The 19936-nt window shown below is 61.1% G+C and carries 20 protein-coding genes; 15 read left to right on the top strand and 5 right to left on the bottom strand.

The genetic code is table 11. The features are described from left to right. Positions 1-53 precede the first annotated feature (53 nt). A complete protein-coding gene (treB, locus tag ACJ8KE_RS14535) occupies positions 54-1469 on the top strand; it encodes a PTS trehalose transporter subunit IIBC (RefSeq protein ID WP_442517293.1) in 1416 nt (471 codons plus the stop codon). Between the two features lie 197 nt (positions 1470-1666). Beyond that, complete coding sequence (gene treC / locus ACJ8KE_RS14530; protein ID WP_079451140.1) at positions 1667-3331, top strand: alpha,alpha-phosphotrehalase; 1665 nt, start codon at positions 1667-1669, stop codon at positions 3329-3331. 28 nt (positions 3332-3359) lie between these two features. On the opposite strand, the gene ACJ8KE_RS14525 is transcribed toward treC, so the two are convergent. Continuing rightward, positions 3360-3884, bottom strand: coding sequence for an NAD(P)H-dependent oxidoreductase (locus ACJ8KE_RS14525; protein WP_079451141.1), 525 nt, complete (start codon positions 3882-3884; stop codon positions 3360-3362). A 105-nt stretch (positions 3885-3989) separates the two neighbouring features. Between ACJ8KE_RS14525 and ACJ8KE_RS14520 the strand changes: the two genes are divergently transcribed. From ACJ8KE_RS14520 to nrdG, 3 genes are all read left to right on the top strand, one after another. Next, positions 3990-4904: a LysR family transcriptional regulator gene (locus ACJ8KE_RS14520; protein WP_306376568.1), complete on the top strand. Its 915-nt coding sequence runs from the start codon at positions 3990-3992 to the stop codon at positions 4902-4904. Between the two features lie 244 nt (positions 4905-5148). Continuing rightward, a complete protein-coding gene (nrdD, locus tag ACJ8KE_RS14515; protein WP_261420072.1) occupies positions 5149-7287 on the top strand; it encodes an anaerobic ribonucleoside-triphosphate reductase in 2139 nt (712 codons plus the stop codon). A gap of 47 nt (positions 7288-7334) precedes the next feature. Beyond that, positions 7335-7799 (top strand): anaerobic ribonucleoside-triphosphate reductase-activating protein, encoded by a 465-nt coding sequence (gene nrdG, locus ACJ8KE_RS14510; RefSeq protein ID WP_342146098.1) that lies wholly within the window; start codon positions 7335-7337, stop codon positions 7797-7799. A 493-nt stretch (positions 7800-8292) separates the two neighbouring features. Here the strand turns inward: nrdG and ACJ8KE_RS14505 are convergent, their stop codons facing one another. The 4 genes from ACJ8KE_RS14505 to ACJ8KE_RS14490 all read right to left on the bottom strand — a co-directional run bounded on the left by ACJ8KE_RS14505 (position 8293) and on the right by ACJ8KE_RS14490 (position 12189). After that, a complete protein-coding gene (locus tag ACJ8KE_RS14505) occupies positions 8293-9252 on the bottom strand; it encodes a DUF2971 domain-containing protein (protein ID WP_261280783.1) in 960 nt (319 codons plus the stop codon). Between the two features lie 39 nt (positions 9253-9291). Further along, positions 9292-10380, bottom strand: a complete 1089-nt coding sequence (locus ACJ8KE_RS14500; protein ID WP_442517292.1) for an SMEK domain-containing protein — start codon at positions 10378-10380, stop codon at positions 9292-9294. A 516-nt stretch (positions 10381-10896) separates the two neighbouring features. Next, a complete protein-coding gene (locus tag ACJ8KE_RS14495) occupies positions 10897-11088 on the bottom strand; it encodes a hypothetical protein (RefSeq protein WP_442517291.1) in 192 nt (63 codons plus the stop codon). Positions 11089-11133: 45 nt separating this feature from the next. Then, positions 11134-12189, bottom strand: a complete 1056-nt coding sequence (locus tag ACJ8KE_RS14490; RefSeq protein WP_261420409.1) for a permease — start codon at positions 12187-12189, stop codon at positions 11134-11136. 227 nt (positions 12190-12416) lie between these two features. On the opposite strand from ACJ8KE_RS14490, the gene phnF reads away from it, so the two are divergent. From phnF to ACJ8KE_RS14440, 10 genes are read left to right on the top strand one after another with little or no spacing between them, the layout of a single operon-like run. Next, positions 12417-13145, top strand: a complete 729-nt coding sequence (gene phnF / locus ACJ8KE_RS14485; protein ID WP_079451148.1) for a phosphonate metabolism transcriptional regulator PhnF — start codon at positions 12417-12419, stop codon at positions 13143-13145. Further along, a complete protein-coding gene (gene phnG / locus ACJ8KE_RS14480) occupies positions 13146-13589 on the top strand; it encodes a phosphonate C-P lyase system protein PhnG (RefSeq protein WP_016929298.1) in 444 nt (147 codons plus the stop codon). A 3-nt stretch (positions 13590-13592) separates the two neighbouring features. Then, positions 13593-14174 carry a phosphonate C-P lyase system protein PhnH gene (phnH, locus tag ACJ8KE_RS14475; RefSeq protein ID WP_079451149.1) on the top strand — a complete coding sequence of 194 codons (582 nt, stop codon included), beginning with the start codon at positions 13593-13595 and terminating at the stop codon, positions 14172-14174. Further along, the gene (locus ACJ8KE_RS14470; protein ID WP_079451150.1) at positions 14174-15259 is read left to right on the top strand and encodes a carbon-phosphorus lyase complex subunit PhnI; all 1086 of its coding nucleotides are present in this window, start codon (positions 14174-14176) and stop codon (positions 15257-15259) included. The genes phnH and ACJ8KE_RS14470 overlap by 1 nt, the downstream gene beginning before the upstream one ends. After that, positions 15252-16112 (top strand): alpha-D-ribose 1-methylphosphonate 5-phosphate C-P-lyase PhnJ, encoded by an 861-nt coding sequence (locus tag ACJ8KE_RS14465; RefSeq protein WP_004933420.1) that lies wholly within the window; start codon positions 15252-15254, stop codon positions 16110-16112. Before ACJ8KE_RS14470 ends, ACJ8KE_RS14465 begins: the two co-directional genes overlap by 8 nt. Further along, the gene (gene phnK, locus ACJ8KE_RS14460) at positions 16112-16900 is read left to right on the top strand and encodes a phosphonate C-P lyase system protein PhnK (RefSeq protein ID WP_079450005.1); all 789 of its coding nucleotides are present in this window, start codon (positions 16112-16114) and stop codon (positions 16898-16900) included. Before ACJ8KE_RS14465 ends, phnK begins: the two co-directional genes overlap by 1 nt. A gap of 16 nt (positions 16901-16916) precedes the next feature. Beyond that, positions 16917-17621 (top strand): phosphonate C-P lyase system protein PhnL, encoded by a 705-nt coding sequence (phnL, locus tag ACJ8KE_RS14455; RefSeq protein WP_019453319.1) that lies wholly within the window; start codon positions 16917-16919, stop codon positions 17619-17621. Then, positions 17621-18757: an alpha-D-ribose 1-methylphosphonate 5-triphosphate diphosphatase gene (gene phnM, locus ACJ8KE_RS14450; protein ID WP_033638888.1), complete on the top strand. Its 1137-nt coding sequence runs from the start codon at positions 17621-17623 to the stop codon at positions 18755-18757. The genes phnL and phnM overlap by 1 nt, the downstream gene beginning before the upstream one ends. After that, positions 18757-19326 carry a ribose 1,5-bisphosphokinase gene (gene phnN, locus ACJ8KE_RS14445; protein ID WP_079451152.1) on the top strand — a complete coding sequence of 190 codons (570 nt, stop codon included), beginning with the start codon at positions 18757-18759 and terminating at the stop codon, positions 19324-19326. The genes phnM and phnN overlap by 1 nt, the downstream gene beginning before the upstream one ends. Next, positions 19323-19925 (top strand): DapH/DapD/GlmU-related protein, encoded by a 603-nt coding sequence (locus tag ACJ8KE_RS14440; RefSeq protein WP_079451153.1) that lies wholly within the window; start codon positions 19323-19325, stop codon positions 19923-19925. The genes phnN and ACJ8KE_RS14440 overlap by 4 nt, the downstream gene beginning before the upstream one ends. The last annotated feature ends 11 nt before the right edge of the window (positions 19926-19936 follow it).

Genomic DNA, 19936 nt, shown 5'->3' with positions numbered 1-19936 from the left:
GAGTGGCTAAGCTTTGATCATTACTCAGTCAACACCTCTGCAGGTATCCCATAATGAGCAAAGTAAAACAGCAGGATATTGATCGCCTGATTGTTTTGGTCGGCGGCCGCGAGAACATCGCCACCGTCAGCCATTGCATTACCCGGCTGCGTTTCGTCCTCAACGATCCCAACAAGGCGAAACCGAAAGAGATCGAAGCGCTGCCGATGGTCAAAGGGTGCTTCACCAACGCCGGGCAGTTCCAGGTGGTGATCGGCACCGACGTCGGCGACTACTATCAGGCCCTGATCGCCAGCACCGGCGTCAACGAGGCCGACAAGGAACAGGCCAAGGTGGCCGCGCGCCAGAACATGACCTGGACCGAGCGCACCATCTCCCACTTCGCCGAAATCTTCTTCCCGCTGCTGCCGGCGCTGATCAGCGGCGGTCTGATCCTCGGCTTCCGCAACGTGATCGGCGACATCCCGATGTCCGGCGGCCAAACGCTGGCGCAGATGCACCCGGCGTGGAAAACCGTTTACGACTTCCTGTGGCTGCTCGGTGAAGCGATCTTCATGTTCCTGCCGGTGGCCATCTGCTGGTCGACGGTGAAAAAGATGGGCGGCACCCCGGTGCTCGGCATCGTGCTGGGTGTCACCCTGGTGTCGCCGCAGCTGATGAACTCCTACCTGCTCGGCCAGCAAACGCCGGAAGTGTGGAACTTCGGCTGGTTCGTGATCCAGAAAGTGGGTTATCAGGCGCAGGTGATCCCGTCGATCCTGGCGGGCATGGCGCTGGGCTGGATCGAAACCCGGCTGAAAAAGATCGTCCCCGACTATCTCTATCTGGTGGTGGTGCCGGTGGTTTCGCTGCTGCTGGCGGCGTTCCTGGCGCACGCGCTGATCGGGCCGTTCGGCCGCATGATCGGCGACGGCGTCGCCTGGGCGGTGAAAGCGGTGATGACCGGCAGCTTCGCCCCGGTGGGCGCCGCGCTGTTCGGCTTCCTGTATGCGCCGCTGGTGATCACCGGCGTGCATCAGACCACGCTGGCTATCGACATGCAGATGATCCAGAGCATGGGCGGCACCCCGGTGTGGCCGCTGATTGCGCTGTCCAACATCGCGCAGGCCTCGGCGGTGCTCGGCATCATCATCATCAGCCGCAAGGCCAACGAGCGTGAAATCTCGGTGCCGGCAGCGATCTCCGCCTACCTCGGCGTGACCGAACCGGCGATGTACGGCATCAACCTCAAATACCGCTTCCCGATGCTGTGCGCGATGATCGGCTCCGCGATCGCGGGCCTGATCTGCGGCCTGGACGGCGTAATGGCCAACGGTATCGGCGTCGGCGGCCTGCCGGGCATCCTGTCTATCAAGCCGCAGTTCTGGCTGATTTACTCGCTGGCGATTCTGGTGGCGATCGTCATCCCGCTGGTGCTGACCATCATGGTCTACAAACGCAAGGCCGCCCGCGGCGAGCTGCCGGTTTAATTGACGCAAAATACGCAACATGAATGTAGAGGCTGGAAATACCCTATAGCTTTCGAGCTGCAGCTAGGCAGCAAGGGTGCAAGTCCCCAGGAGCTTACTCAAGTAAGTGACTGGGGTGCAGCGCCAGCAGCCAACAACGCTGCAGTTTGAAAGATGAAGGGTACGGGCCCGTTGTCACGATTCAAAGGTATACAGCTATGAGCAACCCAACCCCTTGGTGGCAGAACGGCGTCATCTACCAAATTTATCCGAAGAGTTTTCAGGACAGCACCGGCAACGGCTACGGCGATTTGGCCGGCGTGACCCGGCGGCTGGACTATCTGCAGGAGCTGGGCGTCGACGCCATCTGGCTGACGCCGGTCTACGTATCGCCGCAGGTGGACAACGGCTATGACGTGGCGGACTACTGCGCCATCGATCCGGCTTACGGCACGATGGCGGACTTCGAGCAGTTGGTCGCCGCCGCCCACCAGCGCGGCATCCGCATCGTGATGGACATGGTATTCAACCACACCTCGACCGAGCACCCGTGGTTCAAGGCCGCGCAGGATCGCCACAGCCCGTATCGTCAGTTCTACGTCTGGCGCGACGGCGAAGGCGATACGCCGCCGAACAACTGGCGCTCCAAGTTCGGCGGCAACGCCTGGCAATGGCACGCCGACAGCGGCCAGTACTACCTGCACCTGTTCGCCACCGAGCAGGCGGATCTCAACTGGGAACACCCGCCGGTGCGCGAAGAGCTGAAGAAAGTGTGTCAGTTCTGGGCGGACAAAGGTGTCGACGGGCTGCGCCTCGACGTGATCAACCTGGTGTCCAAACAGCAGGACTTCCCGTCCGACAGCCAGGGCGACGGCCGCCGCTTCTATACCGACGGCCCGCGCATCCACGAGTTCCTGCAGGAAATGAGCCGCGAGGTGTTTCAGCCGCGCGGCCTGATGACGGTGGGCGAGATGTCTTCCACCACGCTTGAGCATTGCCAGCAGTACGCGGCGCAGAGCGGCGAAGAGCTGTCGATGACCTTCAACTTCCACCACCTGAAGGTGGACTACGCCGGCGGTGAAAAATGGACGCGGGCGGCGCCGGATTACGTGGAGCTGAAGCAGATCTTCCGCCACTGGCAGCAAGGAATGCATAACCGCGCCTGGAATGCGCTGTTCTGGTGCAACCACGATCAGCCGCGCATCGTGTCGCGCTTCGGCGATGAAGGCGCACTGCGGCTGCCGGCCGCTAAAATGCTGGCGATGGTGCTGCATGGCATGCAAGGCACGCCTTATATCTACCAGGGTGAAGAGATCGGCATGACCAACCCCGGCTTCCGCGCCATTGAACAGTATCGCGACGTGGAAAGCCTGAACATGTACGCTGAACTGCGCGCTCAGGGCCGCAGCGATGCCGAACTGCTGGCGATCCTGGCCGACAAATCGCGCGACAACGGCCGCACGCCGATGCAGTGGAGCGCCGCGCCGCACGCCGGTTTCACCACCGGCACGCCGTGGATCGGCTGCGCCGAGAACTACCCGCAGATCAACGCCGAAGCGGCGCTGGCCGACCTCGACTCGGTGTTTTACGCCTACCGCCAGCTGATCACCCTGCGCAAGCAGTACCCGCTGCTGACCCACGGCGACTATCAGGATCTGGCGCCGGAACACCCGGCGCTGTGGTGCTATCAGCGCAGCTGGAACGGCCAGCGCCTGCTGGTGGCGGCCAACCTGAGCCGCGAGCCGCAGGCCTGGGCGGCGGCGGGCGTGGAGCCTTCCGCCCAGTGGCGCCCGCTGATGAGCAACTACAGCGACTCGGCGGACCAGCCGCAGGCGCTGACGCTGCGGCCGTTCGAAGCGGTGTGGTGGCTGCTCGAAGACTAACCCCACAGGGCGCGGCGAGCGCTGCGCCCTACCATTTCCCCAGCAGCGCCGCCACCCCGGCGGCCTCTTGCGCCAACTGCTCATCGCTCATGTCGCTCACGCCCTGCACCAAATGCGGCGGCAGGTAATCCATGCCGGTCAGGTTGGCCATAGCGTGGAACGGCAGCAGCAGATCCTGCACCGGATAACGGTTATACCCTTGCGCCGTATAAGCCTGCGCGTCGCCGCCGGTGCTCACCACCAGCTGCAGCGGCTTGCCGTGCAGCTGGGTGCCTGCGCTGCCGTAGGCGAAACCGTAGGTTAATACCGCATCCTGCCATTCGCTGAGGATCGCCGGCGAGCTGTACCAATAAAACGGGAACAGCATCACTACCGCATCATGGCTCTGCAGCAGTTCCTGCTCGCGCGCCACGTCGATGCGGTAATCCGGGTAAGCGCGGATCAGTTCGTGAACGGTCACGTTGGGCAGCGGGCGTACGGCCTCGATCAACGCCTTATTAATGCGCGACTCGTCGGGGGTGCGGTGGGCGGTTAACACTAAAATGCGTGACATAACGATTCCTCGGTCATAAGAAGATGAGGGCATTTTTCCATTTCCGCCGCTTCGGGTGTAGGCTGTTAAAGGTCACTTCAATTTCAACCGAAAGTATCAACCACTATGTCGCTGCCCTTTGACGTGCACCGCCTGCTGCCGGCCTTCCTCGCCGCCGCACAGGCGCAAAATTTCTCCGCTGCCGCTCGCCAGCTGGGCGTGACGCCGGCGGCGGTCAGCAAAAACATCCGCGCGCTGGAAGAGAAGCTGGCGCTGCGGCTGTTTCAGCGCAACACCCACAACGTGCTGCTGACCGACGAGGGCAAAGCGCTGCTGGCGCAGGTGGCGCCGCTGTGGCAGGCATTGGCGGTGACGCTGGAAAGCGCCGGCGGCGAACGGCAGGCGCCTGCCGGGATGGTGCGCGTCACGATGATCCCCGGCTTCGGCCGCCAGATGCTGATGCCGTTGATCCCGCAATTTCTGGCGCGCTACCCGCAGATCGATCTCGATCTGTCGCTGGATGCGCGGGTGGTGAATCTGGTGGGCGAAGGTTTTGACGTCGGCATCGGCAGCCGGGTCGATCCCGACAGCCGGCTGGTGGCCCGCCCGCTCTACCCGATGCATATGGTGCTGGCGGCGTCACCCGACTATCTGGCGCGGCGCGGTGAACCGCAAACGCCGCACGATCTGCTGCGGCACGACTGCCTGCTGCACCGCAACCCGGCCAACGGCCGCCACGTCAAATGGCAGCTGCGCCATCAGGGCGAAACGCTGGCGCTGGATCTGAACGGCCGGCTGGTGGCCAGCCGCCCGGAAATGCTGCTGGATGCGGCGCTGGCCGGGCTGGGCATCGTCAACCTGGCGCGCTGGTACGTCGAGAAACACTTCGAGCAGGGCACGCTGCGGCCAGTGCTGGCGGAATGCTGGCCGCGCCCGGTGCAGCTGTGGCTCTATTACGCTTCGGCGGATCTGCCGCCGCGGGTGCGCGTTTGGGTCGATTTTCTGCTGGAACATTTTCGCGATCGGCCAACCGGCGATTGACGTCTGTTCAGCTTGCGCACGCTCTTCCGTTTTCCTTGTTCTACATCAAAAGAATCGCGTCAATATCTATATATAGTGCATTAAGAATTACGAACACCTATATATAGTAGTTATCCACAAAATCATCCACACGCCGCCACAGCCCTTGCGCGCTGCGGCTTTGCCCTGTGGATAAGCGACATTTGACGGTTGCTCGCCGCGTCAGGCGGGTATCAACGCTCCCTCGGGGAACAAGGAGTACAACGTGAAACCAGTAGTGATTAAGCGGGACGGTTGCCAGGTACCTTTTGACGAAGCGCGCATCGCGCAGGCCATCGAGCGCGCCGCGCTGGCGGTGGGCGTGGTCGATGCCGACTACTGCGCCACCGTCGCCCGCGTGGTCGCTCAGCGCATGGAGCAGCAGCCGCGCGTCGATATCCACGAGATCCAGCAGGCGGTGGAAAACCAGCTGATGGCCGGCGAGTACAAACAGCTGGCGCGCGCCTATATCGAATACCGCCACGATCGCGACGTGGCGCGCGAACTGCGTGGCCGCCTGAATCAGGAAATTCGCGGCCTGGTCGAGCAAAGCAACCGCGCGCTGCTGAACGAAAACGCCAACAAGGACAGCAAGGTGATCCCCACCCAGCGCGACCTGCTGGCGGGCATCGTCGCCAAACACTACGCCAAGCAGCACATCCTGCCGCGCGACGTGGTGCTGGCCCATGAACGCGGCGAAATTCACTACCACGATCTCGACTACTCGCCGTTCTTCCCAATGTTCAACTGCATGCTGATCGATCTGAAAGGCATGCTGACCAACGGTTTCAAGATGGGCAACGCCGAGATTGAGCCGCCGAAGTCGATCTCCACCGCCACCGCCGTGACCGCGCAGATCATCGCCCAGGTCGCCAGCCATATCTATGGCGGCACCACCATCAACCGCATCGATGAAATTCTGGCGCCGTTCGTCGACGAGAGCTTCCGCAAACACCTGCAGGTGGCGGAAGAGTGGCAGATCCCGGACGCCAAAGGCTATGCCATGGCGCGCACCGAGAAAGAGTGTTACGACGCCTTCCAATCGCTGGAGTACGAGGTCAACACCCTGCACACCGCCAACGGCCAGACGCCGTTCGTCACCTTCGGTTTCGGCCTCGGCACCAGCTGGGAGTCGCGCCTGATCCAGCGCTCGATCCTGAAAAACCGCATCGCCGGGCTGGGCAAAAACCGCAAGACCGCCGTGTTCCCCAAACTGGTGTTCGCCATCCGCGACGGCCTCAACCACCAGTACGGCGACCCGAACTACGACATCAAGCAGCTGGCGCTGGAGTGCGCCAGCAAGCGCATGTACCCGGACATCCTCAACTACGATCAGGTGGTGAAGGTCACCGGCTCGTTCAAAACGCCGATGGGCTGCCGCAGCTTCCTCGGCACCTACGAGCAGGACGGCGAACTGGTGCACGACGGCCGCAACAACATCGGCGTCATCAGCCTCAACCTGCCGCGCATCGCGCTGGAGGCGATGGGCGACGAGTCGCGCTTCTGGGCGCTGCTGGAACAGCGCCTGCAGTTGGCGAAAAAGGCCCTGATGACGCGCATCGCCCGGCTGGAAGGCATCAAGGCGCGGGTGGCGCCAATCTTGTACATGGAAGGCGCCTGCGGCGTGCGGCTCAAGGCCGACGACAACATCGCGGATATCTTCAAGCACGGCCGCGCTTCAATTTCGCTGGGCTACATCGGCCTGCACGAGACCATCAACGCGCTGTTCGGCGGCGAAAATCACGTGTATGACGACGAGGCGCTGCGCACCAAAGCGGTGGCGATCGTCGCGCGGCTGCGCGCCGCCGTCGACGCCTGGAAAGACGAGACCGGCTACGGCTTCAGCCTCTACAGCACGCCGAGCGAAAACCTGTGCGATCGCTTCTGCCGGCTGGACACCGCCGATTTCGGCGTGGTGCCGGGCGTCACCGACAAGGGCTATTACACCAACAGCTTCCACCTCGACGTCGAGAAGAAGGTCAATCCGTACGACAAGCTGGACTTCGAAGCGCCCTACCCGCCGTTGGCCAGCGGCGGCTTCATCTGCTACGGCGAGTACCCGAACCTGCAGCACAACCTGAAGGCGCTGGAAGACGTATGGGACTACAGCTACACCCGGGTGCCTTACTACGGCACCAACACGCCGATCGACGAGTGCTACGAATGCGGCTTCACCGGTGAATTCTCCTGCACCAGCAAAGGCTTCACCTGCCCGAAATGCGGCAACCACGACTCGGCCAAGGTCTCGGTCACCCGCCGGGTGTGCGGCTATCTCGGCAGCCCCGATGCCCGGCCGTTCAACGCCGGCAAGCAGGAAGAGGTGAAACGCCGGGTGAAACACCTCGGTAATGGGCAGCTTGGTTAATCCGCTCAGGGCTCGGCTTGCCGGGCCCTCCAGCCAGAAGACGAACGATGAACTATCACCAGTACTATCCAATCGACGTGGTCAACGGCCCCGGCACCCGCTGCACGCTGTTTGTCGCCGGCTGCGTGCACCAGTGCCCCGGTTGCTACAACAAAAGCACCTGGCGGCTCAACTCCGGTCAGCCGTTTACCCCGGCGCTGGAAGACCGCATCATTGCCGATCTGAACGATACGCGCGTGCCGCGCCAGGGGCTGTCGCTCTCCGGCGGCGATCCGCTGCACCCGGCCAACGTGCCGAGCATCTTAACGCTGGTGAAACGGGTGCGCGCCGAGTGCCCCAGCAAGGATATCTGGCTGTGGACCGGCTACCGGCTGGCGGAGCTGGACGCACAGCAAATGCAGGTGGTGGACAGGATCAACGTGCTGATCGACGGCAAGTTCGTGCAGGATTTGCAAGACCCGGCGCTGATTTGGCGCGGCAGCAGCAACCAGGTAGTGCATAGGTTGCGATGAGTTGATAGTGCTCATCGCAAGATGTGTTGGCCCAAGTTCGAACTGATACAACGATGGCACAGAGTCAATCTGACGGGCAGTTTTGTGCCAAAAGCGGACTGATACTTTCCTGTTCGACCGTATTCGGTAAAACCCGCAATTTACCGGCAATCAAAAACTTATCAGTACCTTCCTGCCCGAATGGAATTTTATGATTTCAGCAGCATCCGCTTCTTATACAGAGGGACGTTGTTCACATTTCACTGCCTGACCGCCCCTGAAGTTTTTTCTTTACTTTCGGTAAAACGCCAATTCAGCCGAACCGAAGCGCAGAAACGAAAAAAGGCGGGGTGGTTAACCCCCGTCTTTGTTCAAGTTCCTTCTGCCCTTACGGGCGTGCTTTTTTGGCTACAAAATGCGGCCTTTCTCTCTCTTTTTCCGGCTTTCGGTAAAAGGCCGTTCTACTAAGAGGGCTGCTAACCAGCAAAATTCTCACGAAAGAAACTCTCTTGTATCAACCTTTTTTATCTTTGGCTGCCTGTCCTATTGCTCGAAATCTTTCTAGGTAATCCTCTAATATTCCAGCTTCACCTAGCATTCGAAATGAGTTTCTATGTGCGGCTTCTGCTTGGTCATTTTCTGTGATGCTGCACCATGCACACTGTTTAACTCCGGCATCTACAGGTTCATGGCACTTCTGACAAGAATAGGGCTGAAATATGATACTTTCGCCATCGAAACAATATGTCTTCTGATGAGGATCTATCATGAAGGGTTCAGTAGTGCTTTTTCCAATCACCATTTCGTATCGTTGGCATCCTAATTTGTCGCTAATCTCAGCCAGCTTTTGCTTCACCCCAGGTGTCGCCATTGGACCAATAATAATTGACTTGATACAGTCTGTCGGGGCGGCCAACACCATTAAATTAGCATTGATCTTCGTCAGTGCATCTTCATCAATAATAAAGCGTCTTTCTTGTTCGTAGCTCCAACAAGTCTTCTTGACTGAGTATGCGGCGTAACGAATATAATCTTGCAAAAACCCTATATAACGTGGCTTGCAAATATGGTAGGCACGATCCAGCATTTCATTAATACCGTCAATAGGTACATCGCGATACGCTACATCGAGTAAAACACTGCTATCACCATACCCTGCATTAACTATATGCTGATTAAGTTTATCCTCATCGATTTCCAACGAGAATCCGGTGGAGTTGTTCGCATAGTGTGCCCACATTGGAATGATTACAGGGGATTTTGCAAAGCAGGTGACGGGTTGTTGTAACACCATACCGATCATTTCATTATAAAATGCCAATTCGGCGGCAGGGCGTTGGTAACTAATCGTCAGGGAAAACTCGTAGGGGTCATTATAGTCTTTTAAATGTGAAAATTTAATACTGAAATGGTTGTCATCCATTAATAGTACATCCGCAATATCAGCACCTATATACTTATATAAATTTGCCATAATATCACAACCTTTATTATGCTTAAGATATTAATACTTTTAGTCAATTATTTTTTGAAATTCCTTGCACTTAAAATCAGATAATAATGAAAAGTCAAGGTGTTCTATCGCACGCTCAAAATCTGAGTGCGTATGATATTTTCTATAAAATGCTGGCAACACTGTAAATAAATTTATGTCAGGATCATATATACCGTAGTTCAGGATTACCTTTCTTCTGTTTTTAATCAGAATATCTTCACCTGATTCATACATCTCTTGAAATTCATCTTCGAATGCGAGAAGTCTATTATTTTCTAATACTTCCATGTAATACTGCAAATTACCCGAGTTTTCTGGGGAAATATTTAGACTTCCCATTAACTGGTCAAGATAAATTTCTACCCTTCCGTCTTGTCTTACAGGACACTCTGCAATTTTTACAATGGAAATGAGGATGGTTCGAGCCTCTTTAGAGCAAAAGCTTAATCGTTTTCTGAAATTCTCAAGACTACTATGGACTCTGGAATATCCCTCTGTGGGGTTTTCTGGAAACCACTCTACCGTGCCGATGAAATCATTAAACAATCTCAGATTTTGAGGGACTGAACCCCCCTCCGATAATGTAAAGCTTGAAAATTCATTTTTAAAATAGCTGGAGTATTCTTTTTTGGCCAAACTCAGAAAATTTATTTGTGCTTGAATTCCTGAGCGTAGAACTTGATTAATCAGATCATCTAGGGTGATGTACTTCACTGTCACAGCATTGCTGTAGAAGGTAGCTGAAGCAGGTACGGCATCCACCGTCAGCAAGAAAAACCAAATTACCCTATATCCTTTTCTCAATTCTGGATTACTCAGTAATTTATCAATCGTATTCTTAAACTTATCTTTTCTAACGGATGCGGTCATTTGGAGACCCAAGCCAGCAGTATATTCCCCGTAATCAATCACAGGATGATTGGCTTTTTTTTCATTTAAATCGATAAATTGTCTTGCGTAAGCTTTATTAATTAATGGCAGCAGTGACTGTTCCTGTGCTTTAGCCAGGTCATTCAATCCATTCCGGGTATGTATTCTAATTTGTGCTGCGAGGGTTGCCGCGAAATCGCGCAATTCCTTTGCTATAGACATTCTCTCTGGTTGCATAGGTTCACGTTATCCTTTGTCTGTTTGGTAAAAAGTCCCATTATTTATCATAGCATTCACGATATTTTCGTCCTGAGAAAATTTTCTGAGAATGTGGCCGCCGCTGAATCTGGGGGATGGGAGTGACGTTGTAAAATGAGACGTTAGGCGTTTTGTGGATTGATTCGGTATAACGCCAATTCTATCGAATCGCCCTGCTGCAGCGCTGAACGCTACATGTTGTGTCTCTCTCAGTAAGGAGACATACCAGATATAGGGGGGGAGATCAACACCGGGCCAGAACGCGCCGGTTTGCCTACTGTACCATTAGGTAAAACTCCGATAGCGGTGTCTTAAACCGAATACCATTTAACGCCAGCGGAGTTTTTCAACTTGCTTTTTACAGACTTCAAAAGGGTTAGGTGGAGTTAGAAAATGTCATTGCTGACACTAATCAAATGTCCGCTTTTCGCTCGAAGCCGACCAACAGCGACCTTAGACACTGTAGGTCCAGCTGTTAGCTTGCACAGCTCAACATCATCCTCGATAACGCCCCCGGATTTTCGCTTTAAATATAGCCATTCGTTTTTCTGCCTCCGAATGGCTGAGATAAATCGCGGTGCCGTTTCTTAAGCGTTCAAGGGCGGCATCCACCCTTTCACGCAACGCTTGCTCCAGCAACATCGCCTCTACGTGCATTTCAGGTTTAGTCCGCTGTTCCACTTCCATCTCCTCCATTGAGACAGCCTCAGGCCACACATCAGCGACGGTAAGTTACACCAACCCCATCCCCACCACGCCGGTCACCGCGCCGCACAGCGCCACCAGCGCCGCCGTCAGGCACAGCGCCCGGGCGGAGAAGGCTTTGTTGAGCATCAGCAACGAAGGCAGGCTGACCGCCGGTAGGGTCATCAGCAGCGCCAGCGCCGGGCCTGCGCCCATGCCCGCCAGCATCATGGTCTGCACGATCGGGATCTCCGCCGCGGTGGGGATAACGAACAGGCAGCCGACGATCGCCAGGCCGATGATCCACAGCAGGCTGTTGTCGACGGCGCCGTCGGCGTGCGGGAACAGCCAGACCCGCGCCGCGCCTAGCGCCAGCACCGCCAGCACATAGATCGGGATGGTCGACCAAAACAGCGCCCACAGCGCTTTGCCCCAGCGGGCAAGGAACGGCTGCTCGTCGTTCTGCGCCGTCATCACCGGCGGCTGCGGCGCGACGGGCTGCGGATCGTTGGCGGTCACGCGCTGCACCAGCCAGGCGATGCCCAGCACCATCACCACGCCCGCCACCAGGCGGATGGCGGCGAACGGCCAACCGAGCACAAATCCCATAAACACCAGCGTCGCCGGGTTCAATACCGGGTTGGCGAGCCAAAAGGCCAGCGCGGCGCCGCTGGATACCGACTGGCGGCGCATGCCGGCGGCAACCGGTGCGGCGCAGCAGGTGCACATCATGCCCGGCAGTGCGATCAGCGCCCCCAGCACGGTGCCGGAAAAACGCCGGTGGCCGAGCGTGCGCGCCAGCCAGTCGCGCGGGATCAGCACCTGCACCAGCGAACCTAACAGCACCCCGAGCAGCGCCGCCTTCCATACCGCGGTGAAGTAGACCAGCGCGTACTGCCAGGCCGCCAGCCAGGGGCTCGCGGCGCCGTCGGCCAGGATAGATTTGCCGATCGAGTGGCTGTCCGCCGCCACGAAGGCCTTGCCGTAGTAAGGCTGCCATTTGACGTAGTAGAGGCCAACGGCCACCACCAGCAGAAACAGGATCGGTTTCCACAGCGGCCAGGCGCGTGGGGCGTGTTCAGGGGCGTTCAGAGGTTGCGGCATGGTAGCGGCCAGAGTCAGTCAACAGTGGCGCCAGCATAGCGCGCCGCCGCCGCCCGTGCACGCCCGGGCTGTCCTAAATAGTTCATCTGTTCGCCACCGACGCGTAACGCGATTGTCATCTGCGCCCGTCACCATGATGCCGACGAGAAAACCACAGGGTAGACGCCCGATGAAACGCACCGCTTCCGCCTTCATCGCACCGCCATCGGCATGACGAGGTTTTTATTATGATGGAGTTATCTAGACATCCGACCACTTACCCCACCCGCTATCAGCAGATCGCCGCGCAGCTGGAACAGGAGCTGCGCACGCAGTACCGCTGCGGCGACTACCTGCCTTCGGAACAGCAGCTGGCCGAACGTTATCAGGTCAATCGCCACACCCTGCGCCGCGCGGTGGATCAGCTGGTAGAGCGCGGCTGGCTGCAGCGCCGCCACGGCGTCGGCATTCTGGTGCTGATGCGGCCTTACGACTACCCGCTGCACGCCAACACCCGCTTCAGCCAGAACCTGTTCGAGCAGGGCAGCCACCCCACCAGTGAGCGCTTACTCGCTGTCTTGCGCCCGTGCAATGGGCATGTCGCCAGCGCGCTCTCGCGTGAAGAAGGCGAAATGGTGATCCACCTGCGCACCCTGCGCCGGGTCAACGGCGTGCCGATGAGCGTGATCGACCATTATCTGCCCGATCTGGACTGGTGGCCGGCGCTACAGCAGTTCCACAGCGGTTCGCTGCACCAGTTTATCGAACAGCACCTCCAGCAGCCGCTGGCCCGCCGACAGACGCGCATCAGCGCGCGCCGCGCGCAGGCCAAAGAGAGCCGGCTGCTGGAGATCGCCACCCACGCGCCGCTGCTGTGCGTGCGCACCCTTAACGTCCGCAGCGGCGGCGAAGACGTGGCGGAATACTCCGTCAGCCTGGCCCGCGCCGACATGATTGAACTGACGATGGAGCACTGAATGCACGCCTTAGAGTCGAGACAACGCTGGATGTCGGTGCTGGCGCACAGCCGGCCCGAGCAGCTGCGCAGCCACTGGCAGGCGCTGAACCTCAGCCCGGGTTACCGCAGCATCCGCGCGCCGGAGATCGGCCTGGCCCAGCTGCAGGGGCGCATGGGCGCCACCGGCCGCCGCTTCGTGCTGGGGGACATGACGGTCACCCGCGCGGTGGTGCAGCTGGACAACGGCGGCTACGGCTACAGCTATATCGCCGGGCGCGACAAGGCGCACGCCGAGCTGTGCGCGCTGGCCGATGCGCTGCTGCAACAGCCGGAGCACGGCGAACGCCTGCAACAACAGCTGATCGCGCCGCTGGCCGCGCTGCAGCACGAACAGCGCCAGCTGCGCGCCCGGGCGATCGCCGCCAGCCGGGTGGACTTCTTTACGCTGGTGCGAGGGGATTAAGCCATGAGTTTATTGACCGGTTTTGAACAACCGATAGACCAATCGCAGCACGCTTTCCGTTTGATTCTTAAAGCCTTAAGCGAACCGGGCCACCGGGTGACGCTGCCGAACGGCCCAGCCTGGGCGCCGCTGAACGCCGCCAGCACCGCCGCGCTGCTGACGCTGGCCGATCAGGAAACGCCGCTGCTGCTGTGCCCAGCGCTAAATAGTAAGCAAGTGCTAACAAACATTCGTTTTCACAGCGGCGCGCCGCTGGCCGCCACGGCGCAGGAGGTCTGTTTTGCCCTGTTCGATGAGCACGTGCAGGCCGCCGATCTGCAGGCGTTGCCGCACGGCACTGAAATCTCGCCGGAATGCGGCGCCACGGTGGTGGTGCAGCTCGCTGAACTGGAGAACGGCGCCGCGCTGCGCCTGACCGGCCCCGGCATCAAGAGCCAACGCCTGATAGCGCCGCGCCTGCCGCCGGCGCTGCTGGATTATCTCGTCAACCGTCCGCAGCGCTTCCCGCTCGGGCTGGATATCTTGCTGACCTGCGGCGATCGCCTGCTGGCGATCCCGCGGACCACCCGCGTGGAGGTGTGCTGATGTACGTAGCGGTAAAAGGGGGCGAAAAAGCCATTGAGGCCGCCCATCAGCTGCAGGAACAGCTGCGGCGCGGCGACGAGGCGCTGCCGGCGCTCGGCACAGAACAAATCGAACAGCAGCTGGGGCTGGCGGTGGATCGGGTGATGACCGAAGGCGGCATCTACGATCGCGAGCTGGCGGCGCTGGCCATCAAACAGGCCAGTGGCGATCTGGTGGAGGCGATCTTCCTGCTGCGCGCCTATCGCACCACCCTGCCGCGCCTGGCGGTCAGCGAGCCGCTGGCCAGCGAAAACATGCGGCTGGAGCGGCGCATCTCGGCGGTTTACAAGGACTTGCCCGGCGGGCAGGTGCTGGGACCGACCTATGACTACACCCACCGGCTGCTGGATTTCGCGCTGCTGGCGGAAGGCGAAGCGCCGCGTGCGCCGCAGGCCGACGAACCGCTGCCGGACAACTGCGGCCACGTGTTCGATCTGTTGTGTCGCCAGCAGCTTGCGCGGGAGGAACAGGACGACGGCAGCGCGCCGGACGACATCACCCGCAACCCGCCGGTCTACCCCTGCTCGCGCTCGGCGCGCCTGCAGCAGCTGGTGCGCGGCGACGAAGGTTTTCTGCTGGCGCTCGGCTACGCCACCCAGCGCGGCTACGGCCGCAACCACCCGTTCGCCGGCGAGATCCGCACCGGCCACGTTTCGGTGGAGATCGTGCCTGAAGAGCTCGGTTTCGCCATCGATATCGGCGACATCCTGCTGACCGAGTGCGAAATGGTCAACGGCTTCGTCGATCCCAAGGACCACCCGCCGCACTTCACCCGCGGTTACGGGCTGGTGTTCGGCCGCGCCGAGCGTAAGGCGATGGCGATGGCGTTGGTGGATCGCGCATTGCAGAGCCCGGACTACGGCGAAGGCGTCGCCGGCCCGGCGCAGGACGAAGAGTTCGTGCTGGCCCACGCCGACAACGTCGAGGCCGCCGGCTTCGTCTCCCATCTCAAGCTGCCGCACTACGTCGACTTCCAGGCCGAACTGGAACTGCTCAAGCGGCTGCGGCAGGAATACAGCGAGCGTCAGGAGGCCCGCGATGAGTGAAGTATTGACCGGCTATAACCTCGGTTATCTGGACGAGCAGACCAAGCGCATGATCCGCCGCGCTATCCTGAAGGCGGTGGCGATCCCCGGCTATCAGGTGCCGTTCGGCGGCCGCGAGATGCCGATGCCCTACGGCTGGGGCACCGGCGGCATTCAACTCACCGCCAGCGTCATCGGCCGCGCCGACGTGCTGAAGGTGATCGACCAGGGCGCCGACGACACCACCAACGCGGTGTCGATCCGCCGCTTCTTCCAGCGCGTCGCCGGGGTGGAAACCACCGAACGCACGCCGGAGGCCACCCTAATCCAGACCCGTCACCGCATTCCGGAAACCGCGCTGCGCGAAGACCAGATCCTGATCTATCAGGTGCCGATCCCGGAGCCGCTGCGCTTTATCGAACCGCGCGAAACCGAGACCCGCAAGATGCACGCGCTGGAGGAGTATGGCGTGATGCAGGTGAAGCTGTATGAAGACATCGCGCGCTACGGCCATATCGCCACCACCTACGCCTACCCGGTGAAGGTCAACGATCGCTACGTGATGGATCCGTCGCCGATCCCGAAATTCGACAACCCGAAAATGCACATGATGCCGGCGCTGCAGCTGTTCGGCGCCGGGCGCGAGAAACGCATCTACGCCCTGCCGCCGTTCACCAAGGTGGAGAGCCTGGACTTCGACGACCATCCGTTCAGCGTGCAGCAGTGGGACGAACCCTGCGCGCTGTGCGGCTCGCGCCACAGCTATCTGGACGAGGTGGTGCTCGACGATCGGGGCAACCGCATGTTCGTCTGTTCGGACACCGACTACTGCCGGCAGCAGCTGGCGCAATCTTCGCAAGAGGCGCAGCACTGATGACTTCCACCCCATTGAGCACCACCCCGCTGCTGTCGGTGAAGCGGCTCACCCACCTGTACGCCCCCGGCAAGGGCTTCAGCGACGTGTCGTTCGACATCTACCCCGGTGAAGTGCTGGGCATCGTCGGCGAATCCGGCTCCGGCAAAACCACGCTGCTGAAGTCGATCTCGGCGCGGCTGGCGCCGCAGCGCGGGCAGATCCTTTACCGCCCGCAGGCGGACCAGGAACACGATCTGTACGCCATGGCGGAGAGCGATCGCCGCCGCCTGCTGCGCACCGACTGGGGCGTGGTGCACCAGCACCCGCTCGACGGGCTGCGGCCGCAGGTCTCCGCCGGCGGCAACATCGGCGAGCGGCTGATGGCCATCGGCCAGCGCCACTATGGCGACATTCGCCGCCAGGCCGGCCAGTGGCTGGAAGACGTCGAAATCCCGCTGTCGCGCCTCGACGATCTGCCGACCACCTTCTCCGGCGGCATGCAGCAGCGGCTGCAGATCGCCCGCAACCTGGTCACCCACCCCAAGCTGGTGTTTATGGATGAGCCGACCGGCGGGCTGGACGTGTCGGTGCAGGCGCGCCTGCTCGATCTGCTGCGCAACCTGGTGGTGGAGATGCAGCTGGCGGCGGTGATCGTCACCCACGATCTCGGCGTGGCGCGGCTGCTGGCCCACCGCCTGCTGGTGATGAAACAGGGCGAAGTGGTGGAGAGCGGCCTGACCGATCGGGTGCTCGACGATCCGCACCATCCTTACACCCAGCTGCTGGTTTCTTCGGTGCTGTCGTAACCCAAGGCGATAACAGATGACTATGCAAATCCGAGTTGAACATCTCAGTAAAACCTTTGTGCTGCATCAGCAGTACGGCACCCGCCTGCCGGTGCTGCACGACGCCAACCTGACGGTCCACGGCGGCGAATGCGTGGTGCTGCACGGCCACTCCGGCAGCGGCAAATCCACCCTGCTGCGCTCGCTGTACGCCAACTACCTGCCGGACAGCGGCCATATCTGGATCAACCACCAGGGCGACTGGCTGGACATGGTCAGCGCCGACGCGCGCCAGATTCTGGCGGTGCGCCGCCATACGCTGGGCTGGGTCAGCCAGTTCCTGCGGGTGATCCCGCGCATCAGCGCGCTGGAGGTGGTGATGCAGCCGCTGCTGGAACAGGGCGTCGAGCGCGCCGAGTGCCGCGAACGCGCCGAAGCGCTGCTCGCCGCGCTCAACGTGCCGCAGCGCCTGTGGCCGCTGGCGCCGTCCACCTTCTCCGGCGGCGAGCAGCAGCGGGTGAACATCGCGCGCGGTTTTATCGTCGATTACCCGATCCTGTTGCTGGACGAACCGACCGCTTCGCTCGACAGCCGCAACAGCGCGGCGGTGGTGCAGCTTATCGAACGCGCCAAGGCGCGCGGCGCGGCGATCGTCGGCATTTTTCACGATGAAGGCGTCCGCCGACAGGTCGCCGACCGGCTTTATGACATGCAGGCGCCGCAGGCGCTGGAGGCCCTCTGATGATCGTCAATAACGTTAAGCTGGTGCTGGATGACCAGGTGGTGCAAGGCTCGCTGGAGATGCAGGACGGCGTGATCCGCAGCTTCGCCGACGGCCCGAGCCGGCTGCCGCAGGCGCTGGACGGCGACGGCGGCTGGCTGCTGCCGGGGCTGATCGAGCTGCATACCGACAACCTGGACAAGTTCTTTACCCCGCGCCCGAACGTCGACTGGCCGGCCCATTCGGCGATGAGCAGCCACGACGCGCTGATGGTGGCCAACGGCATCACCACGGTGCTGGACGCGGTGGCGATCGGCGACGTGCGCGACGGCGGCCACCGGCTGGAAAACCTGCAGAAGATGATCGACGCGGTGATCCACAGCCAGCGCGCCGGGGTGAACCGCGCCGAGCACCGGCTGCACCTGCGCTGCGAGCTGCCGCACGAGAGCACGCTGCCGCTGTTCGAACAGCTGATGGACAAGCCGGGTGTGTCGCTGGTGTCGCTGATGGACCACTCGCCGGGCCAGCGCCAGTTCGCCTCGCGCGAAAAGTACCGCGAATATTATCAGGGCAAATACCACCTCAACGATCAGCAGATGAGCGAGTACGAGGCGCAGCAGGTCGCCCTGTCCGCCCGCTGGGCCGCGCCGAACCGCGAGGCGATCGCCGCCCACTGCCGCGCGCGCCGCATCTCGCTGGCCAGCCATGACGACGCCACCGCCGCGCACGTGGCCGAATCCTGCGCGCTGGGCAGCGCCATCGCCGAGTTCCCCACCACCGAGGCGGCCGCCCGCGCTTCGCACCAGCAGGGCCTGCAGGTGCTGATGGGCGCGCCGAACATCGTGCGCGGCGGCTCCCATTCCGGCAACGTGGCGGCGCACCACTTGGCGGCGCTGGGGGTGCTGGATATTCTCTCTTCCGATTATTACCCGGCCAGCCTGCTGGACGCGGCGTTTCGCCTCGCGGCGGACGAGCGCAACGCCTACGATCTGCCCCAGGCGGTGCGCATGATCACCCGCAACCCGGCGCGGGCGCTGGATCTGCAGGATCGCGGCGCCATCGCCGAAGGATTGCGGGCGGATCTGGTGCTGGCGCGGCCGCACGGCGAGCACGTTTACGTGCAGAACGTGTGGCGTCAGGGCAGGCAGGTGTTCTGATGGCGCGGCTCATCTATCTGATGGGGCCTTCCGGCGCAGGCAAGGACAGCCTGCTGGCCGCGCTGCGGGCCGACGCCGACCGCGCGCCGCTGGTGGCGCACCGTTACATCACCCGGCCGGCGGACGCCGGCTGCGAGAATCACATCGCGCTGAGCGAAGCCGAATTTCTGCGCCGCCGCGCCAAGGGGCTGTTCGCGCTCGACTGGCAGGCCCACCAGCAGCGCTACGCGTTCGGGATCGAAGTGGATCTTTGGCTGCTGCAGGGGATCGACGTAGCGGTCAACGGTTCACGCGCCCACCTGCCGCAGGCGCAGCAGCGCTACGGTGCACAGCTGCTGCCGGTATGCCTGCAGGTCAACGCCGCGATCCTGCGCCGGCGCCTGCAGGATCGGGGGCGGGAAAGCGCTGAACAGATCGAGCAGCGGCTGGCGCGGGCGGCGGAATATCAGCAGAGTCTGCCCGCCGGCTGCCGGGTGCTGCACAACGACGGCCCACTCGACGATACCCTGGCGGCGCTGCTGGCGCTGCTGCCTACCGCCACCCGACAAGCTCAGGATGCGACGCCATGAACGACTTTGCCCAGCCGAAAATCGGCGACAACGTGACCCTTAACCGCACCCGGCTTGGCCAATATGTGCACCTGGCCGACGATGCGATCCTGGAAGAGGTGGAGATGGGGGACTACTCCTACACCGCCGGGCACAACCAGATCTTTTACGCCGCTATCGGCAAGTTCGTCTCCATCGCCTCCTATGCGCGCATCAATCCCGGCAACCACCCGACCTACCAGCGCATCGCGCAGCATCACTTCACCTACCGCGCTTCCGAATACGGGCTGGGGGAAGACGACGCGGCGTTCTTCGACTGGCGGCGCGAGCACCATGTCACCGTCGGCCACGACGTGTGGATCGGCCATAACGCCATCCTGATGCCGGGCGTCAGCGTCGGCAACGGCGCGGTGATCGGCAGCGCGGCAGTGGTTACCAAGGACGTGGAGCCTTACAGCATCGTCGCCGGCGTGGCGGCCAAAAAGATCGGCATGCGCTTCGACGACGCGCTGATCGAGCGTATCGAACGCAGCCAGTGGTGGCACTGGGATCACGCCACGCTGCAGGCGCGGCTGGCGGATTTTCGCGACATCAACCGCTTTGCGCAGAAGTACCTTTAACGGAGGGGGGG

This window comes from Serratia sp. CY56464 (assembly GCF_052168435.1).
Taxonomy (GTDB): domain Bacteria; phylum Pseudomonadota; class Gammaproteobacteria; order Enterobacterales; family Enterobacteriaceae; genus Serratia; species Serratia marcescens.
Note: the sequence above shows the minus strand (reverse complement) of the source record. Positions and strands in the feature narration are given on the sequence as shown.

Excerpts from the sequence above, each read along its gene's own strand:
- treB (WP_442517293.1), top strand. The coding sequence starts at position 54 with ATGAGCAAAGTAAAACAGCAGGATATTGATCGCCTGATTGTTTTGGTC.
- treC (WP_079451140.1), top strand. The coding sequence starts at position 1,667 with ATGAGCAACCCAACCCCTTGGTGGCAGAACGGCGTCATCTACCAAATT.
- ACJ8KE_RS14525 (WP_079451141.1), bottom strand. The coding sequence starts at position 3,884 with ATGTCACGCATTTTAGTGTTAACCGCCCACCGCACCCCCGACGAGTCG.
- ACJ8KE_RS14520 (WP_306376568.1), top strand. The coding sequence starts at position 3,990 with ATGTCGCTGCCCTTTGACGTGCACCGCCTGCTGCCGGCCTTCCTCGCC.
- nrdG (WP_342146098.1), top strand. The coding sequence starts at position 7,335 with ATGAACTATCACCAGTACTATCCAATCGACGTGGTCAACGGCCCCGGC.
- ACJ8KE_RS14505 (WP_261280783.1), bottom strand. The coding sequence starts at position 9,252 with ATGGCAAATTTATATAAGTATATAGGTGCTGATATTGCGGATGTACTA.
- ACJ8KE_RS14500 (WP_442517292.1), bottom strand. The coding sequence starts at position 10,380 with ATGCAACCAGAGAGAATGTCTATAGCAAAGGAATTGCGCGATTTCGCG.
- ACJ8KE_RS14495 (WP_442517291.1), bottom strand. The coding sequence starts at position 11,088 with ATGGAAGTGGAACAGCGGACTAAACCTGAAATGCACGTAGAGGCGATG.
- ACJ8KE_RS14490 (WP_261420409.1), bottom strand. The coding sequence starts at position 12,189 with ATGCCGCAACCTCTGAACGCCCCTGAACACGCCCCACGCGCCTGGCCG.
- phnF (WP_079451148.1), top strand. The coding sequence starts at position 12,417 with ATGATGGAGTTATCTAGACATCCGACCACTTACCCCACCCGCTATCAG.
- phnG (WP_016929298.1), top strand. The coding sequence starts at position 13,146 with ATGCACGCCTTAGAGTCGAGACAACGCTGGATGTCGGTGCTGGCGCAC.
- phnH (WP_079451149.1), top strand. The coding sequence starts at position 13,593 with ATGAGTTTATTGACCGGTTTTGAACAACCGATAGACCAATCGCAGCAC.
- ACJ8KE_RS14470 (WP_079451150.1), top strand. The coding sequence starts at position 14,174 with ATGTACGTAGCGGTAAAAGGGGGCGAAAAAGCCATTGAGGCCGCCCAT.
- ACJ8KE_RS14465 (WP_004933420.1), top strand. The coding sequence starts at position 15,252 with ATGAGTGAAGTATTGACCGGCTATAACCTCGGTTATCTGGACGAGCAG.
- phnK (WP_079450005.1), top strand. The coding sequence starts at position 16,112 with ATGACTTCCACCCCATTGAGCACCACCCCGCTGCTGTCGGTGAAGCGG.
- phnL (WP_019453319.1), top strand. The coding sequence starts at position 16,917 with ATGACTATGCAAATCCGAGTTGAACATCTCAGTAAAACCTTTGTGCTG.
- phnM (WP_033638888.1), top strand. The coding sequence starts at position 17,621 with ATGATCGTCAATAACGTTAAGCTGGTGCTGGATGACCAGGTGGTGCAA.
- phnN (WP_079451152.1), top strand. The coding sequence starts at position 18,757 with ATGGCGCGGCTCATCTATCTGATGGGGCCTTCCGGCGCAGGCAAGGAC.
- ACJ8KE_RS14440 (WP_079451153.1), top strand. The coding sequence starts at position 19,323 with ATGAACGACTTTGCCCAGCCGAAAATCGGCGACAACGTGACCCTTAAC.